The organism is Kibdelosporangium philippinense (assembly GCF_021390435.2).
GTDB lineage: Bacteria > Actinomycetota > Actinomycetes > Mycobacteriales > Pseudonocardiaceae > Kibdelosporangium > Kibdelosporangium philippinense.
This window is the reverse complement of the sequence record NZ_JAJVCN010000003.1, coordinates 234043-250144: the sequence shown is the minus strand read 5'-3', so window position 1 is coordinate 250144 and position 16102 is coordinate 234043. Positions and strand designations below refer to the sequence as shown.

At 65.2% G+C, this 16102-nt stretch carries 18 protein-coding genes; 8 read left to right on the top strand and 10 right to left on the bottom strand.

The features are described from left to right. Window positions 1-93 precede the first annotated feature (93 nt). The 3 genes from LWC34_RS33000 to LWC34_RS32990 are packed head-to-tail and all read right to left on the bottom strand — an operon-like array spanning window position 94 to window position 4098. Complete coding sequence (locus LWC34_RS33000) at window positions 94-882, bottom strand: NAD(P)-binding domain-containing protein (RefSeq protein ID WP_233729195.1); 789 nt, start codon at window positions 880-882, stop codon at window positions 94-96. A gap of 2 nt (window positions 883-884) precedes the next feature. Continuing rightward, entirely contained in the window at window positions 885-1259 is a 375-nt protein-coding gene (locus tag LWC34_RS32995; protein ID WP_308200175.1) for a VOC family protein, read from the bottom strand. A gap of 28 nt (window positions 1260-1287) precedes the next feature. Beyond that, the gene (locus tag LWC34_RS32990) at window positions 1288-4098 is read right to left on the bottom strand and encodes a DEAD/DEAH box helicase (RefSeq protein ID WP_233729193.1); all 2811 of its coding nucleotides are present in this window, start codon (window positions 4096-4098) and stop codon (window positions 1288-1290) included. A 165-nt stretch (window positions 4099-4263) separates the two neighbouring features. Between LWC34_RS32990 and LWC34_RS32985 the strand changes: the two genes are divergently transcribed. Beyond that, on the top strand, window positions 4264-5079 hold the full coding sequence (locus LWC34_RS32985; RefSeq protein ID WP_233729192.1) for an alpha/beta hydrolase: 816 nt from the start codon (window positions 4264-4266) through the stop codon (window positions 5077-5079). Here LWC34_RS32985 and LWC34_RS32980 read toward each other — a convergent pair. Together LWC34_RS32980 and LWC34_RS32975 are read right to left on the bottom strand one after the other, a co-directional pair. Further along, on the bottom strand, window positions 5063-6034 hold the full coding sequence (locus tag LWC34_RS32980; protein WP_233729191.1) for a DHH family phosphoesterase: 972 nt from the start codon (window positions 6032-6034) through the stop codon (window positions 5063-5065). The genes LWC34_RS32985 and LWC34_RS32980 overlap by 17 nt on opposite strands. 30 nt (window positions 6035-6064) lie before the next feature. Next, window positions 6065-6601 carry a CGNR zinc finger domain-containing protein gene (locus LWC34_RS32975; RefSeq protein ID WP_233729190.1) on the bottom strand — a complete coding sequence of 179 codons (537 nt, stop codon included), beginning with the start codon at window positions 6599-6601 and terminating at the stop codon, window positions 6065-6067. Between the two features lie 67 nt (window positions 6602-6668). Between LWC34_RS32975 and LWC34_RS32970 the strand changes: the two genes are divergently transcribed. Beyond that, a complete protein-coding gene (locus LWC34_RS32970; protein ID WP_233729189.1) occupies window positions 6669-7961 on the top strand; it encodes an MATE family efflux transporter in 1293 nt (430 codons plus the stop codon). Window positions 7962-8053: 92 nt separating this feature from the next. Next, on the top strand, window positions 8054-9280 hold the full coding sequence (locus tag LWC34_RS32965; RefSeq protein WP_233730917.1) for an MFS transporter: 1227 nt from the start codon (window positions 8054-8056) through the stop codon (window positions 9278-9280). 3 nt (window positions 9281-9283) lie between these two features. Here the strand turns inward: LWC34_RS32965 and LWC34_RS32960 are convergent, their stop codons facing one another. After that, window positions 9284-10087 carry a helix-turn-helix domain-containing protein gene (locus tag LWC34_RS32960; RefSeq protein WP_233729188.1) on the bottom strand — a complete coding sequence of 268 codons (804 nt, stop codon included), beginning with the start codon at window positions 10085-10087 and terminating at the stop codon, window positions 9284-9286. Window positions 10088-10144: 57 nt separating this feature from the next. Then, the gene (locus tag LWC34_RS32955) at window positions 10145-10531 is read right to left on the bottom strand and encodes a YfbO family protein (RefSeq protein WP_233729187.1); all 387 of its coding nucleotides are present in this window, start codon (window positions 10529-10531) and stop codon (window positions 10145-10147) included. Window positions 10532-10578: 47 nt separating this feature from the next. On the opposite strand from LWC34_RS32955, the gene truB reads away from it, so the two are divergent. From truB to LWC34_RS32930, 5 genes are all read left to right on the top strand, one after another. After that, the gene (gene truB / locus LWC34_RS32950) at window positions 10579-11475 is read left to right on the top strand and encodes a tRNA pseudouridine(55) synthase TruB (protein WP_308200174.1); all 897 of its coding nucleotides are present in this window, start codon (window positions 10579-10581) and stop codon (window positions 11473-11475) included. Window positions 11476-11504: 29 nt separating this feature from the next. After that, window positions 11505-12449 carry a bifunctional riboflavin kinase/FAD synthetase gene (locus LWC34_RS32945; RefSeq protein ID WP_233729186.1) on the top strand — a complete coding sequence of 315 codons (945 nt, stop codon included), beginning with the start codon at window positions 11505-11507 and terminating at the stop codon, window positions 12447-12449. Between the two features lie 80 nt (window positions 12450-12529). Continuing rightward, the gene (locus tag LWC34_RS32940; RefSeq protein WP_233729185.1) at window positions 12530-13009 is read left to right on the top strand and encodes an XRE family transcriptional regulator; all 480 of its coding nucleotides are present in this window, start codon (window positions 12530-12532) and stop codon (window positions 13007-13009) included. Beyond that, the gene (locus LWC34_RS32935; protein ID WP_233729184.1) at window positions 13006-13461 is read left to right on the top strand and encodes a 2'-5' RNA ligase family protein; all 456 of its coding nucleotides are present in this window, start codon (window positions 13006-13008) and stop codon (window positions 13459-13461) included. The genes LWC34_RS32940 and LWC34_RS32935 overlap by 4 nt, the downstream gene beginning before the upstream one ends. A gap of 48 nt (window positions 13462-13509) precedes the next feature. Next, window positions 13510-14106 (top strand): DUF4383 domain-containing protein, encoded by a 597-nt coding sequence (locus LWC34_RS32930; RefSeq protein WP_233729183.1) that lies wholly within the window; start codon window positions 13510-13512, stop codon window positions 14104-14106. A 45-nt stretch (window positions 14107-14151) separates the two neighbouring features. Here the strand turns inward: LWC34_RS32930 and LWC34_RS32925 are convergent, their stop codons facing one another. Genes LWC34_RS32925 through LWC34_RS32915 form a run of 3 tightly spaced genes read right to left on the bottom strand, consistent with a single transcriptional unit; the run spans window position 14152 to window position 16093 of the window. Next, complete coding sequence (locus tag LWC34_RS32925; protein WP_233729182.1) at window positions 14152-15027, bottom strand: SRPBCC family protein; 876 nt, start codon at window positions 15025-15027, stop codon at window positions 14152-14154. 1 nt (window position 15028) lies between these two features. After that, window positions 15029-15337, bottom strand: a complete 309-nt coding sequence (locus tag LWC34_RS32920) for an ArsR/SmtB family transcription factor (protein WP_233729181.1) — start codon at window positions 15335-15337, stop codon at window positions 15029-15031. Between the two features lie 33 nt (window positions 15338-15370). After that, window positions 15371-16093, bottom strand: a complete 723-nt coding sequence (locus tag LWC34_RS32915; protein ID WP_233729180.1) for a TspO-related membrane protein — start codon at window positions 16091-16093, stop codon at window positions 15371-15373. Between the last annotated feature and the right edge of the window lie 9 nt (window positions 16094-16102).

The following is a 16102-nucleotide window of genomic DNA, read 5'->3' as shown; positions in this document are numbered from 1 at the left end:
CCTGGGCGTGCCAACAACGGTATCAACGCCGTCGCTGTGCTCTGCCCGACCGCGACGGGATCACTAGGGCGCACCCTCATTGACGAAAGGCGGCTATGTACGCAGCCGCGTCAGCACTTCGTCGAGAGCGCGTCGGACTAAGTCGGGGACACCGTTGCGGCGGAGATCTGTTAGGACTTGTTCGTTGATGCCGCCTGGCGTCATGTGTTCGTTGGTCAGTACGGCGAATGAATCTGTGCGGTGGAGCAAGGATTGGCCGAGTTGGCCGAAGATGTGCCTGGTGTAGGCGGTTGCGTCATGTTCATCGACCCCGTGGTTGGCAAGCCAGGCTGTGATCGTTGCGAGGTAGTCGAGGTGTGCGGCGAATGTTGCTGTTGCTGCGCTGAAGACTTCCAGTGCGGTCTCGTCGGTGGGTGTGACGAGGCCGCCGACTCGGTTGAACAACTCGCGGGCGGTTGGGTTGTCGGGGTACATCACGGTCAGGCTGTCGCCGCTTGCAGCTGACGGCAGGGGGATGACACGGATCAGTTGTTTGGCCGGCGCCGTCCATTCAGACAGTTGCGCCAGGCTCACCCCGGCCATTGCGCTGATTACGATGTGCTCCGGATGAAACGTCAGATCCGCTAGGACATCGCGTGCTATCTGTGGGCGGACGGCCAGCACGATCGCGGTTGCGCTTTCGAGCACGTCCTGGTTGGTGTCGCATATCTGCACGTTTGGGAATCGGCTTGCCAGATCTTGGCTGACAGTACGGCTGCGCGGCGAGAGGAAGATCGCGGGCGCGCTGAGGCCTTGCACAATCGCAGGTGATGTGGGTGCGCTGACGCCTTCCACGATCGCGGCTGTGATCGCGCCTGTTCCGATGAACCCGTAGGGCGCCATAGCTACTGGTCTCGTGGTTCGATCAGGTCCCAGCGGTTGCCGTACAGGTCGGCGAACACTGCGACCGTGCCGTATGGCTCATGGCGGGGTTCTTCCAGGAACTTCACGCCGTGCTCAAGCATGTGGGTGTGGTCGCGGGCGAAGTCGTCTGTGTTCAGGAAGAGGCCGACGCGGCCGCCGGTTTGGTCGCCGATTCGGGCTTCTTGTTCTGGCGAATCTGCTTTGGCCAATAGGATTGCGGTTTCTTTAGATCCGGGTGGGGCTACTGTGACCCAGCGTTTTTCGTCGCCTTGGGGTGTGTCTTCGCGTAGGTCGAAGCCTAGGGCGTTGGTGTAGAAGGCGATTGCTTCGTCATAGTCGCGCACGACGACTGCCACGAGGCCAAGGTGCGGCATGGGGTGCCTTTCAGGAGATCAGGGCGCGGATGTCGTCGGCGTCCAGGCTTGACCCGAACATGTCGCCTTCGTCCAACACGCTGGCGATCAGTTCGGCTTTCTTCGCTTTGAGCGCCATGACTTTCTCTTCGATCGTGTCCTTGGCGATCAGGCGGTAGACGATCACGTTGCGGGACTGGCCGATCCGGTGCGTGCGGTCGACCGCCTGCGCTTCGGTCGCGGGGTTCCACCAGGGGTCGAGCAGGAAGCAGTAGTCGGCCTCGGTCAGGTTCAGGCCGAAGCCGCCCGCTTTGAGGCTGATCAGGAACACTGGCGCCGTGCCGTCCTTGAACTGCTGCACGACTTTGCCACGGTTTCGGGTTGTGCCGTCGAGATAGCAGTGCGGGACGTCCAGTTTCGCGCGCACGATGTCGAGGAAGCTCGTGAACTGGCTGAACACCAGCGCGCGGTGACCGCCTGCGACAACGTCGTGCAGTTGGTCGAGCAATGCGTCGACCTTGGCGCACGGTAGGTCTTGGTGTTTCTCGTCGACCAGGGCGGGGTGTAGGCTCAGTTGCCGCAGCATGGTCAGCGACCGGAAGATCGTGAACCGGTTGCTGTTCATGTCCTTGACCATGCCGAGGATTCGCAGCCGCTCGCGTTGCAGATGCGTCTGGTAGACCGTGCGGTGCTTGGGATGCAGCTCTACCTCGAGGATCTGCTCCTGCTTGGCAGGTAGGTCGGTGGCGACCTGGTCTTTGGTTCTGCGTTTGATCAACGGGCGGACGCGGCGGCGTAGTTGTGCGAGCAGATCTGGGTCGCCCGTCCGTTCGATCCGGCGCGCGTAGTACTGCTGGAACCGGACTGGGCTGGGGAACAAGCCGGGCGCCGTGATCGACAGTAGCGACCACAGCTCCATCAGGTTGTTCTCCATGGGCGTGCCCGTGATCGCCAGTTTGAATGGTGCTGGCAGCTTGCGGGCGCATTGGTGCACTTTCGACTGGTGGTTCTTGACCACTTGCGCCTCGTCGAGCACCATGCCCGCCCACTGCACCTTCGCGTAGTGCTCGACGTCGAGGCGCATCAACGTGTACGACGTCAGGACTACATCAGCGCCTGCGATCAGCGCGCCCAAGTCCTTGCGTCGCAACGTGTCTGATATGGACACCACACACAGTCCTGGCGCGAACCGGGCAGCCTCGGATTCCCACGTCGATACGACACTGGTTGGCGCGACCACGAGGAACGGCGCGTCCGCGGCCGCGTGACAGATCAGCGCCAACGTCTGCAGCGTTTTGCCGAGACCCATGTCGTCGGCCAGGACTCCGCCGAGCCGGTTCTCCCACAGGAATGTCAGCCAGCGGAAGCCTTCCAGCTGATACGGGCGCAACTGGGCGTCGAGCGACCGCGGCACGTCGAACTCCGGTACCTCGTCCAGGAGCCCACGGACCTGGTTGCGCCACGCGCGCGCTTGATGATCGACCACGCCGAGGTTGGCCAGTTCGTCCCACAGTCCGGCTTGGAAACGGCTGATCTGCAAGGAGTCGCTCGGCTGATCGAGCAACCCGCGCGCCTCGATGATCAGCTTGTGCAACGACCGCAGCTCCGGCTTCTGCAAGGAGAAATACGCGCCGTCCGGCATCAGCAGGTATTGCTCGTCCTTGGTCAGCGCCAGGAACACGTCCATGAACGGCACGGTCCGGCCGTCCACAGTGATGGTCACGGACAGGTCGAACCAGTCGGTCTTGCCCGGGATCTCCTCTGTGGACACCCCGATGCGGACCGTGCCCATTTCGCGGTAATCCGGGCGCACACCGAATACCTCGACTTCGACATCCGGCATGTCCTCGATCTGCGGCAGCACCTCGGTGGTGAACCGCATGGTGTGGACGTCCCACAGTGTTGTGTCCTGTGGCTTGAGCGTCAGGTTCGCCAGGATTGCCTGTTCCTGATCGGGGTCCCGGTACTCTTCCGGCTGGGCGTCAAGGGGCGCACGCAGTTCGGTGTTGCCGATCCGGTAGAGCCATTCCCAATCGAGGTCCAGTTGGTGATCGTCCCGATAGGACGCGTTCAACCGCAACGTCGGCCCGGATATCGACGGCGGCGTGAACGACCCGTCGGTCGAGACGAATTGGGCCGTGTGCCGCAGGCGTGGGTAGTAGCGGTCGACGAACTTTGACCGTTCCCACGGCGGAATTCGCAGCCGATGATCGCTGACAACCATGTCCTGCAACGACTTCGGCACTTCCTTGGCGAGTTTCGCCAGCCCGATCCGGCATTCGTCGACCTCGCCGAGCTCGTCCAGCTCTTCCCGGCTGACGTAGACCAGGCCATGCCCATCGCCGAGAAACCGCACGGGGACGACCTCGCCCTGACCGTCGACCCGGACCACCGGCTTGATAACGAGCTCGTCGCCATCCGTCGCGTCGAGGAACAGCTCACCGGACCCGTAGTCGACGTTCAGCAGCTCCACGCCGATCTCTTGCGCTTCGTCGAGCATCGTCCACAGGTGCCGGGTGTCGAAGTGGGACAGATCGATGACCTTTTCGTCCCGTGGGTACATGTCCTGCGCCTTGTAGACCGCGTACATCTGGCGCAGCAGCCGGACATGCGCGTCGTTGTAGCCTTCGAACGGCGTCAGCCTGCCCCAGGAGACATTGCCGCTCACCCAGCCGTTTCGCCCTTGCCGCACCACTTTCGCGAACACCGTTGGCGCCGGTCCTCGCGCGCGTGACACCAAGGGCTCCGTCGCCAGCGTCAGTTCGACGCCCAACGGAGCCCCGCCCGGCTCTGTCGTCGCGCCGAGCAGCGAGCTGAGGGACTGTTCCCAGTTCGATGCCACGACTACAAGCTAGCGGGCCCCACCGACAGTTCTGGTCGACCCCCGCGTCACCCCAGGTCAGCCCTCGTGAGTGGTTACGCCGGTTAGAACCGGCGTAACCACTCACGAGGGGAGTTGCTTTCCGACCTCAAGACGTTCCTTGAGAGCCGCGGGTAGCTTGGAGGCGTGGGGCTGACTAGACGGACGATGATCCTGGGCGCGACCGGCCTGGCAGTCGGTGCGTGCACGGCCGAAAACCCGCCTGAGAACACGCCCCGAAACACAGCCGAAAGACCGCCGTCGAGCTCAAGCCCGCTGGTCGCGGAATCCGTTGTCACCGCGAAGTTCGCTTCGAAGGCCCGGGGCCGTGAAGTCACGATGATCACGATGGCGCCGGACGGCCATGATCCCGATGACCTGCCGAAATGCCTTGCATTACACGGTCGTGGGGCTGACGCGGCCTGGATGGTCAGGCTGGGCGTCCAGAGGTTTCTCACCGAAGCCGCCCGAAAAGCGCAGCCGTTCGCGGTCGTCGCTGTCGACGGCGGGGATACCTACTGGGTGGACGGGAAACCCGGTGACAATCCGCAGAAGATGCTGCTTGAGGAACTCGGGCCGATCCAGGCTGCTTTCGGTATCTCCATGGGCGGCTTCGGGGCGTTGCGGTTCGCACGGGCTCGCAAAGACCTCAAAGCTGTTGTCGCCATCAGTCCGGCGTTGTTCCGGGACTGGCCGACGGCCAAGTCCAAGCGGGTTTTCGCCGACCAGGCGCACTGGGAGGCCAACGAACCGCTCAGGCATGCCAACGACATTGTCGGCATGCCGGTCGGAATCTGGTGTGGTGCGAGCGATCCGTTCATCACGGTCACCAAAGCCCTGATCAACAATGCGAAACCGGCCAAGTCCGTCATCACCCCGGGCGCCCACACCGAGGAATACTGGGCGGGGATCATGCCCGAGGTTCTGACGTTCGTCGGCGAGCGGATCAGCGGGACAGTGTAGCCAGCAGGGTCTCGATCAACAGCTCGACCGGGCCTTCGGCCACATATCCGGCCGCTCGCCGGTGCCCGCCGCCACCAAGCGCGACCGCGACTTCCTGGACGTCCACTTCGGACACCGAGCGCAACGAGACCGACCATGACAACGGCTCGATCTCCTTGAACACCACGGCGACTTCGGCTTCTTGCGTTGTCCGCACGATGTCCACAACGGACTCGACTTCTTCGGCGCGGACGTCGGCCGCGTCCGCCAGAGTCACGTACGTGTACACGACGCCCCGACCACCAGCGGCCGACTTGTCCAGCTTGGCTCGGCCGAGGACGTGCGAAAGCATTGGCAGGAAAGCGAAAGGATGGGCTTCCATCAAAGAGCGTGCTGTCTTGTCCGGGTCGACGCCAGCTTCCAGCAAGCGTGCGGCCAGCCGGTGGGTTTCCGGAGTGGCGCGGCGGAATGATCCCGAGTCTGTGACGAGGCCCGCGTACACGCAAGAAGCCAGTTCTGCGTCGAGTTCGACGTTCAGGGCGTCCAGCAGATCGGCGACCAATGCCGCCGTCGCGACGGCGTGCTCGTTGACTACGTGGTGCGTGCCGTAGAACGTGTTCGACGCGTGGTGATCGACGACGAGAACGTTTCCACCTGCGGCGATCGTGTTGGCGACGCGGTCGCCGAGCTTGCCGAGCCGCGCGACGCTGCCCGTGTCGAGCGCGATCAGCAGGGGTGAGGATTCGGGGACCTCGGCCGCAGGCACGAGCAAGCCTGCGTAGTCCAAGGGGAGCAACGATTCCGGCACGCTGTCGGGCGAACCGAAAGACACCCGCACGGTCGCTCCGCGCCGGTGTAGTGCCAGGCCTAGGCCCAGTGCGCTGCCGAGCGCGTCCGCGTCCGGGTTGACGTGGGCAAGCAGCGTTACGTCGGTGGCCGCTTGCAACAGTTCGATGGCGCCGTCGAGATCACTCACACCTTGTAGCGTAAGGCGTTCCGATCAAGATCAGTGAACGGCGCCAGTCGAGCGTTGCCGCGAGCGGTGTGCCGCGACGTGCACGCGGTTGGCGCAGCGCGCCGAGCAGTATCGCTTCGCGCGGTTCGTCGAGGTGTCCAGGAAGTAGTTCTCGCAGTTCGCGTCGGCGCACTGGCCCCAGCGGGACAGGCCGTAGCGCACGATTCCGTGCGCGATTCCCCACGCGGCCGCGGCGGCAACCTCGGTGGCTGGCGGCTGATCCGGGTCTGCGACGTGGATGTGCCAGTTCGGTTCGGCGTCGTGACCCGCCGACAGCCGTGGGCGCAGGGGATAGGCCTCTAGCAGCGCGTTTACAGCTGAACGGACGCCAGGGGTGTCCTCCGCGACCGCTGCGGCGAGGGCGGTACGCAGGCCTTGGGTGACCGGCCGAAGGGCGACCAGGTCGTCTGAGGTGACTCGGGCCGCCCACCACGGTTCCTCGTGCAATGCCTCCTGAAGTGCGGAAACGTCCACCAGGGCGGCGTTGGCCAATCTCACAGCCACGTCCAAGTAATCGGCATTGTCCACGAGCGGTCCTTACATTTACCCTGTCAGGGGTCTAACTGGATTACACACCTTACCCAGGGGGATGCTCGTGACGCCGCTTCGGCGCTTGCTCTCGCTTGCCGTCCCGGCGCTGGGCGTGCTCGCGGCCGAGCCGCTCTACCTGCTGGTCGACACCGCTGTGGTCGGTCATCTCGGCGCGATTCCGCTAGCGGGACTGTCGGTCGCGGGCATCATGCTCGCGCAGGTCTCGACCCAGATGACCTTCCTGTCGTACGGCACAACCGCGCGCGTCGCCCGGTTACACGGCGCGGGCAGGCGCGCTGACGCGGTTGCCGAAGGCGTGCAGGCGACGTGGCTGGCCATCTTCATGGGCCTCGTGCTGATCGTCGCGGGACAATCGCTGGCCAGGCCCGTCGCGGAGTTGCTGTCCGGCTCGCCGGAAGTCGCCGACGCGGCGGTCAGCTGGCTGCGGATCGCCTTGCTGGGTGTGCCGTTCATCTTGATCACAATGGCGGGCAATGGGTGGATGCGTGGTGTTCAGGACACCGTGCGCCCGTTGCGCTATGTGTTGGCGGGCAATGCTTTGTCCGCGGTGTCGTGCCCGATTCTGGTGTACGTCGCCGACTGGGGGTTGGAGGGCTCGGCGATCGCGAACGTTGCCGCCCAGGTGATCTCGGCAACGATGTTCGTGCGCGCGCTGCTCGTCGAGAAGGTCTCGGTCAAGCCGGAGTTCGGCAAGATGCGGGCGCAACTGGGGCTGGGGCGTGACCTGGTCGTGCGCAGCCTGGCGTTCCAGGCGTGCTTCGTGTCGGCGACCACGGTTGCCGCGCATACGTCGACCGCCGCGGTTGGTGCACATCAAGTCGTGTTGCAGCTGTGGACTTTTCTGGCGCTTGTCCTTGATTCACTGGCGATCGCGGCGCAGTCCCTGGTGGGGGAGGCGTTGGGCGCTGGGGACGAACGTCAGGCGCACAAGGTCGCGTGGCAGGTGACTGGGTACGGGTTGATCTTCGGTTGCTTGCTTGGTGTGCTTTTCGCCGCATTGGCCGGGGTTTTGCCGAGGGTGTTCACGCCGGACGCGTCCGTGCTGGCTGAAATCCCGAATGCGTGGTGGTTCTTTGTGGCGCTGCAACCGATTGCTGGTGTGGTGTTCGCGCTTGATGGCGTGTTGCTCGGCGCGGGCGACGCCGCGTTCATGCGTAATGCCACGTTGGTGGCGGCGATTGTCGGCTTCCTGCCGTTCATCTGGGCGTCGCTGTTCTTCGGCTGGGGACTGGCCGGGATCTGGACCGGACTGGCCGCGTTCATGGTGATCAGGCTCATTGCCGTTTTGCTTCGCGCGCGTTCCGGAAGGTGGGCTGTGGTGGGGGCAGTTCGTTAGCATAGGTGGGCTATCTAATTGATCTGGAAGGAGTCCTTGTGCGCGCCGCCACCAAGGCGTGGGTGATCTGGGGAACGGCAGTGGTCGTCTACATGGCGGCGGTCTTCCATCGCGGTTCGCTCGCGGTGGCCAGTCTTGAAGCGACGGAACGGTTCGGCGTCGGACCGGCCGCGCTCGGCACGTTCACCGTGCTGCAACTGCTTGTGTACGCGGCGATGCAGGTGCCGACAGGGCTCCTGGTCGACCGGTTCGGCCCACGTAAGGTGCTTGTCACGGCGGCGTTGCTGATGGGTGCCGGGCAGGTGTTGTTCGCGCTCGCGACCTCGTATCCACTTGGTCTGATTGCCCGCGCGGTGCTGGGTTTCGGCGACGCGATGACGTTCATCAGCCTGCTGCGCGTGGCATCCGCGCACTTCTCGGCGCGCCAGTACTCGCTGGTGGTTTCGGTGACCGCGGCGCTGGGTGGCCTGGGCAACTTGGCCGCGACCGTGCCGTTGACGTTGCTACTGCACAACGCGGGCTGGACAACGACTTTCCTGATCACCGGGTTGGCGACGGCCGGGTACGCGCTGGTCGCGTCCCGCTTGAAGGACACGCCAGACGGCCCGGCGCCGCGCGGCGAATTGATGAAGTTCCGTGTGGTGGCTCGGAATGTGCGTGATACGTGGCGTACTCCGGGGACCCGGCTGGGTTTCTGGGTGCACTTCGCGACCATGCAGTTTCCTGCCGTGCTGGCGTTGCTGTGGGGATTTCCGTATCTCGTTACCGCACATGGGCTTTCCGAGCCTGCGGCGAGTTCGGTGCTTGGCGTGATGGTGATCGTGACGATCACGAGCGGGCCGCTCATCGGCGCGGTGATCGGTCGCCGTCCGGAATTACGGATGTTCCTTATTGCCGGGTACCACGTCGTCGGGCTCGGCCTATGGGCTGTGCTGTTGATCAGTCCGTTTCCTCCGGTGCTGCTCGGTGTCGTGTTCGGTGTCATCGCGCTCGGGTTGCCGTTGTCGGCCATCGGTTTCACGATCGCTCGTGACTACAACCCCCTGACTCGCGTGGGCACGGCGAGCGGCGTGGTCAATGTTGGCGGATTCCTCGCGGCAACCGTCGCCGCGCTAGGCATCGGCGTCGTTTTGGACATCACCGACTCGTACACCTATGCGTTGCTCGTGCCAGGTGCGTTGATGGCGCTCGGCATCTGGCGCACAGCCGTCTGGTGGCTGCGCGCCAGAGCCGAGGTGTTCGCCGCGCAGGCACGCGGTGAGGACGTGCCCGTGCGGATCAGGCAGCGCCGATGGGACACGGTGTCCCTCAGCGCCTGAGGTTCACCAGATCAGGGCCTTGATGGTGTCCAGTGAATCCTCCGGCGTCAGCGCAAGAGAGACCAACTGGTCAAGGCGGTGACGTGCCGCCACCACCGTGTCTCGGTCCTGGGACTGAGCCAGACCGAGGACCGTCTCCGTGCACACGATGTCCGGTTCGTCCGGGTCCGGGAATTCCAGCAGCGTCATCGATCCCTCCAACCCGCCGTGCAAACCGGCCGACTGCGGCACGATCTGCAACGTCACGTTGGGCAATTGGGCGCGTTCGACCAGGTGAACAAGCTGTTCCCGGTCGACGCCCTGCTGCACGGCGGGTTCGTGGATCAAGGCGTGCAGCACCAACGGCTTCTCGTCCGAGAACAGCCTGCGTTGACGCCTGATCCGGACCGTGACAGCGGCTTCGGCGTCGCTGACGTGCTGCAAGCTCGCCCGCGCGTACCGCTCGGTCTGCACAAGGGCTGGCAGCAGGCCCAGCGAGAACTCGACCGCCCGCGCGGCCTCGTTTTCCATGCAGACGTAACTGCCGTCCTTGAGGCCCAGATCGCGCCACCAGCCTCGTTTCTTCGCCAGTTCCCACAGTTCGAGGCGTGGGTTCCAGTCCTCGGGCGGCAGCCCGTAGAGCCGGAGCATCGCCCGTAGTTCGTGATAGCCGGGCAGTTGCCCGTTCTCGATCCGGCTGAGTTTCTGCAAAGTCAGGTGCAGTCGCGTTCCCGCCTCCTCCTGCGTCATGTCCGCCTGCTCGCGCAGCCGCTTGAGCTCGCGCAGCAATTGCCTGCCGTGATAGTTCGGAAGCCCCGGCGTTCCCATGATCTGGCGACGGTAGGCAGTGAAATCAGGAGTTGAGAATCGCGATGCTGCGCTGGGTCAGTCCCACCAGAGCGTCACGACGTGGTGATCAGACGGGACCTCGATCGCTGCGTCCCATCCGGTACTCGGTGTCTCCGGCCGCAGCTCCGCCGCCCACGCCGCCACCTCCGCGGCCGAAGCCGTCGTGACCACGTACACGTGCCAGCTGAACGGCCATTCGTCCGGCCCCATGACCTCTTCGATGCCGACGAGCACGTCATGCACCGAAGACTGCGACCGGATCGAGCCCAGCACCGAAGCGAACCGGGAAACCCCTGGATGTGGCGACAAGTTGCAGCCGATGGACGCGGGATCGTCGTTGCCGTCGAAGAACAGCTCGAGCGGCACGACCGGCTCGGCCGTGCCTTCCTGGCTGGCGATCTCGGCGAGCAAGTCGGCAAGCACGGCATACCTTTATCGCATCCCGGGGTGCCAATGCGAGGATTCTGACCGTGTCCGCGAAACGCTCCACTGTTCCACCCGGCCTTGTTGTTGTCGACAAGGCGCCGGGAATGACGTCGCACGACGTCGTCGCCAAGGTGCGCCGGATCCTCGGTACCCGCAAGGTCGGCCATGCCGGCACGCTCGACCCGATGGCCACCGGCGTGCTCGTGCTCGGGGTCGAACGGGCGACCAAGCTGCTCGGCCACCTCGCCCTCGACACCAAGGTCTACCTCGGCACGATCCGGCTCGGCTCGGCGACGACCACCGATGACGCCGAGGGGGAGGTTCTGTCCGAAGTGGACGCTTCGGCCGTCACCGATGAGGCCATCCACGCCGGGATCGCCAAGCTGACCGGCGACATCATGCAGGTCCCGAGCTCGGTCAGTGCCGTCAAGATCGATGGGAAACGGGCGTACGCGCGGGTTCGTGAGGGCGAGCAGGTCGAGATCCCGGCCCGGCCGGTCACTGTCAACCGTTTCGACGTGCTGTCGATTCGGCGAGAGGACGCCGCGGTCGAGATCGATGCCATGGTCGACTGCTCGTCCGGCACCTACGTCCGCGCGTTAGCGCGTGACCTAGGCGCTGATCTTGGCGTAGGTGGGCACCTCGCGGCGCTACGGCGGACGCGTGTCGGTCCGTTCGACCTGCGTGTCGCACGCACGCTTGAGCAGCTTGAGCAGGATCCCGGGTTGTCGCTCGACTTGGACAATTCGGTCGCGACCGCGTTCAAGCGCTATGACGTGGACGAGCGGCAGACCGCCGCGTTGCGTTACGGCCAGCGGATCCCCGCTGCTGGGGTGCAGGGCACGTATGGCGTGTTCGATCCGGAGGGGCATGTGCTCGCGCTCGCTACCGACGAGGGTTCTGTGGCGCGGCCCATAGTGGTGCTTGCCCCTGCGGGATAAATGGCCCTGGACCACGTACCCTCACGGTCGTGCAGCGATGGCGCGGGTTGGAACATATTCCGGGCGGCTGGGGGCGATGCGTTGCCACCATCGGCGTGTTCGATGGTGTGCACCGGGGCCACCAGAGTCTGATCCAGCGAGCCGTTGAGCTGGCTCACCAGCGGGATGTGCCCAGTGTGGTGGTCACGTTCGATCCTCATCCGTCCGAGGTCGTCCGGCCAGGGAGTCACCCTGCCCAGCTGACCACGCTTCGTCGCAAGGCCGAGTTGGTCGAGCAACTGGGCGTCGACGTGTTCTGCGTGCTGCCGTTCACCGCCGAGCTGTCCAAGGTGCCTGGTGACGAGTTCGTCCACGAGGTGCTGGTCGACCGGCTGCACGCTTCGGCCGTCGTGGTCGGCGAGAACTTCCGGTTCGGGTACAAGGCGCAGGGCGACATCGAGCAGCTGACCAGCCTCGGCCACCGGTTCGGGTTCACCACCGAGGGCGCGAAGTTACTCACCTCGGCCACGAATGGGGAGATCACGTTCTCCTCCACGTACATCCGGGCCTGTGTGGACGCCGGTGACGTGGTCGCCGCCGAAGCCGCGCTCGGGCGGCCGCACCGCCTTGAAGGCATCGTGGTGCGCGGGGACCGGCGTGGTCACGAACTGGGGTTCCCGACGGCCAACCTGTCGACGCCGAGGTATACCGCCGTTCCCGCGGATGGTGTCTACGCCTGCTGGTTCACGCTGCTCGGCAGCCCGAACCGGGAGCCGATGAAGGCCGCCGTGTCGGTCGGCACCAACCCGACCTTCTCCGGCAGGGAACGCCGCGTCGAGGCCTTCGTGCTCGATGTCGACGAGGATTTCTACGGCCAGCGCGTCGGACTTGACTTCATCGAGCGGTTGCGGCCGATGGAACGCTACGACACCGTGGATGCCCTGATCGAGCAGATGCACCTCGACGTGGCCAAGGCACGGCAGCTGCTCGACTAGCTCGGGATCTGGCAATTCGCCTCGCCAGGGGCTCTGGCCTGGCAAGATGCAGGGGAACCGACCTGCGACGAGGGGCAAAGGTGGAGGACCAGAAGATCGTCCAGCGGAACCTGGAGCTGCAGAAACAGTGGTACGGCGAGCCGCTTGGCGACCGTGTCCGGCGGCTCGTGGTGGCGTTCGACGTCTCACAGGCGAACCTCGCCGACGTGCTGGGGATCAGCGCACCCATGCTCAGCCAGGTGATGAGCGGCAGGCGGGCCAAGATCGGCAACCCGTCCGTCCTCGCCAGGCTGATCATGCTTGAGCGCAAGGTGCTCACCCCGGAGGTCGCATCCGGCCGCAAGGAAGCCCTGCAGAAGGCCCTTGAGGACGTCCGTGACTCCAAACCCACCGTCAGCCGGGACATGCTCCCGGTCGATCCAGGCCGCGCTGACCGTGCCGCGCTCGCGATGCTGCGCCGGACCGCGACCGTCGAGGAATTGACCGAGGCAGCGCGGCTGCTGGACGGTCGTTTCCCGGCTCTCGCCGAAGTGCTGCGCAGGGCGGGTGCCCTTACGTGAGGCTGTTCACCGCGGCGGTCCCACCGCCCGAGGTCCTCGATCACCTGGCCGCTGTTCTCGACGGAGTCGACAACGTCGACTGGGTACCGCGAAACAGCTGGCACATCACGTTAGGCTATTACGGCGAAGAAGATCCGGAGACCCGCGTGCCGTGGGTCCGCTCGCAGGCCAAAGGCCTTGTGGCGCCGACGGTCTCGCTCAGTGACGCCGGCAACTTCGGCAAGACGCTGTGGATGGGCGTGTCCGCAGTGGACTCGTCGTTCGCCGCTCTCGGCGCCGCGCTGGAGTGGAACGCGCACCGCCCGTGGCACCCGCATCTGACCATCGGGCACGGCGAGGTGCTCGACCTGCCGTACTCCGGTCCTCAGTGGACCATCGAGGAGATCGTCCTGCTCGGCGCCGACCGGCGATACGAATACACCGTGGTAGACCGGCTGAGGTTTGCCGACTGACCTGCGGGGAATCCTTTCGGGGACATTCATATCCCCAGGGAGTTGGTCATGGCTGAGTCAGTACGGGCACGCGTACAGCCCACCCAGGTGCTGGCCGGACTCGTCGGCCTGGCGTTCCTCGCGCTGGGCATCATCGGATTCGCGCACACCGGCGTGAACGACTTCGCCGGACAGGGCCACGCGATGTTGTGGGGCGTCTTCGCGATCAACCCACTGCACAACATCGTGCACCTGTTGTTCGGCCTTGTGGGTGTGCTGCTGGCGTTGACCTCGGTCACCGCGCGGCTGTATGGCTGGGTGCTGTTCGCCGGATACGGGCTGGTGTTGATCTGGGGCCTGATGCTCGTCGGGCTGACGTCAACCAACCCGGTGTCCGAGCTTGGCAACCCGCTCAACCTGAACGTCGCGGACAACTGGCTGCACCTCGGTATCGCGGTGCTCGGCCTGGTGATCGCGATCATGCCGTTGCGGCGCAAGATCGTGGAGCGTGAGCCGGAGCCGGTGCAGGAACCCGTCACGGATCCTGTTCCGGCGCAACAGCCGCAGACGACTGCCGCTGTCGACGACCAGAAGGCGACGGAAGAGCCGAAGCCACGCGGGTTGCACCGGTTGAGCCGCCTGCGTAACCGGTCGACGGCCCACTGAAAAACCCTCGTGAGTGGTTAGCAAGGCTAGAACCTTGCTAACCACTCACGAGAGCAGAGCTGCGAAGAAGCGCTCCAGGTGCACGTGCCACGTCGCCAGCGACTCGGCGACGGTGTCGGCGCGCGCTGCGGGAATGGTCTGGGTCAGTTCGACGCGCACGCCGAGCTGCGGGTCCGATGCGAACTCCCAGCGGACGGTGCCTGCGGGTGATCCGTCGGCCAGCCACTCGTATTCCAAAACGTTCGGTTCGTTGGCGACGATCACGCGACCGGGCGGAGCGTGGTCGTTGGTCGCGGGCAGCGGCGGTTCTTGGTTGACCGGCGAGTTTTCGGTCAGCAATGCCCAGGCTTCGGCCGGTGGCTTCCAGACCAGGTCACGGGCGAAGTGCAGCGTGTAGCCGTCGTCGGTCTCGCGTACCGTTCCTTCGCCGAGGCCGAACTCGTCGATGTAGCGTTCGGCCCGGCTCAGCCAGGAGTCCTCTGCTGACAGGGTTTCTCCGTTCAGCCGGGCGTGCATCGCGGCAAGGCACTGGTCCCAGCCAGCCGCGGTACGGGCCGCGCCCAGCTTGCCGATCCAGCCGCCGCCGACCGTCTGCGTGAACACCAACCGGCAGCCATCGCCGTCCGGGATCAGCTCGAACCGCAGCACGTCCTCGTTCCACCGGAACATGAACACCTTGGGCGGATCGAACTCCAGGACCTCGCCGTCCCAGGCGCCGTCAACCACGGCCTCTTCCGGGAACACGAATCGCATCGGCGCGCCCGGCCGCAGTTCCGCCTCGATGGCCGCGGGGAACCAGTGCGCCAGTTCGGCGGGTTCGGTGATGGCGCGCCACACCTTCGCGGGCGCGTGCCGCAGGCGGCGTTCGAACCGCAGCGTCGGCTTGCCGTCGATCGTGCTCAATGTCGCACGTTCGGTCACGTCAGTCCTCCATGGTGTCAAGGTGCCGTTCCAGTGCGTCCAAACTGGACGACCACAGTTGCCGGTATGGCGCGAGCCACGCGTCCAGTTCGGTCAGTGGCTCAAGGCGCAGCCGGTACCACCTGCGTTGCGCGTCTTGCCGAACCTCGACCAGCCCGGCGCTACGCAGCACCTTCAGGTGCTTCGACACCGTCGGCTGGGTCAGCCGCAACTCGTCCACCAGGTCGTTCACGGGCCGCTCGCCCGCACGCAACAGGTCGAGGATCTGCCTGCGGTTCGGTTCGGCCAGCACCTCAAAGATGGATGCCATATGGGCAATATAGCCCGATGGGCATACAGTCTGTCAACCCCACGCGATCGCGCTGCCATTCTGAACCCGGACCAGGACGGTCAGGGTGACCACGGCGATGGCGATGAGTGCGGTCACTCGTACCCAGGTCGTCGGGGTATTCGCGGCAATCCACGCCAACGCCCAGCACACCGCGGCGGCGAAGCCGATCACTGCGGGCAACCGCAACACCGCGAGAGCCGCGGCGATACCGGTCAGTGCCAAAAGGACGATCGCGGCGGCGTTCCCCGGCGCCGCGTCGAAGGCGGCAGCTGTCGTCGCTGCTCCGGCGACTGTCGCGACACCAACCCAGCCCAGGTAGATCATGACGGGAATGTGCAGCAGCAGCCGGTCCGCCCAGCCGTTCGCGGGCTGCAGTCTGAGAGCCGCGGCGATGAGGCAGATCAGCAGGGCGACGATGACCACCTGAGCCAGCAGGATCAGACGGTTGGTGAACAGCAGGATCCAGGCCGCGTTCAGCACGCCTGCGGCCACCAACCACCAGCCCGTCCGCCGATGCACGTCCCGATTTCGTTGCAGCGCCTGGCGAATCGCCATCGCGCCGAAGCCGACATAGATCAACGACCAGATGGTGAACGCGGTGCCGGCGGGCAGCAGGAGCGTCGGATACGAGTTGGCCACGACACCAACCGACTCGCCCCACAACCCCGCGCCGCCGACAATCCCGGCGAGAACCTGAAGCACAGCAGCACAAAGGAGCGCTATCGACCGCGTCATCCGTCTATT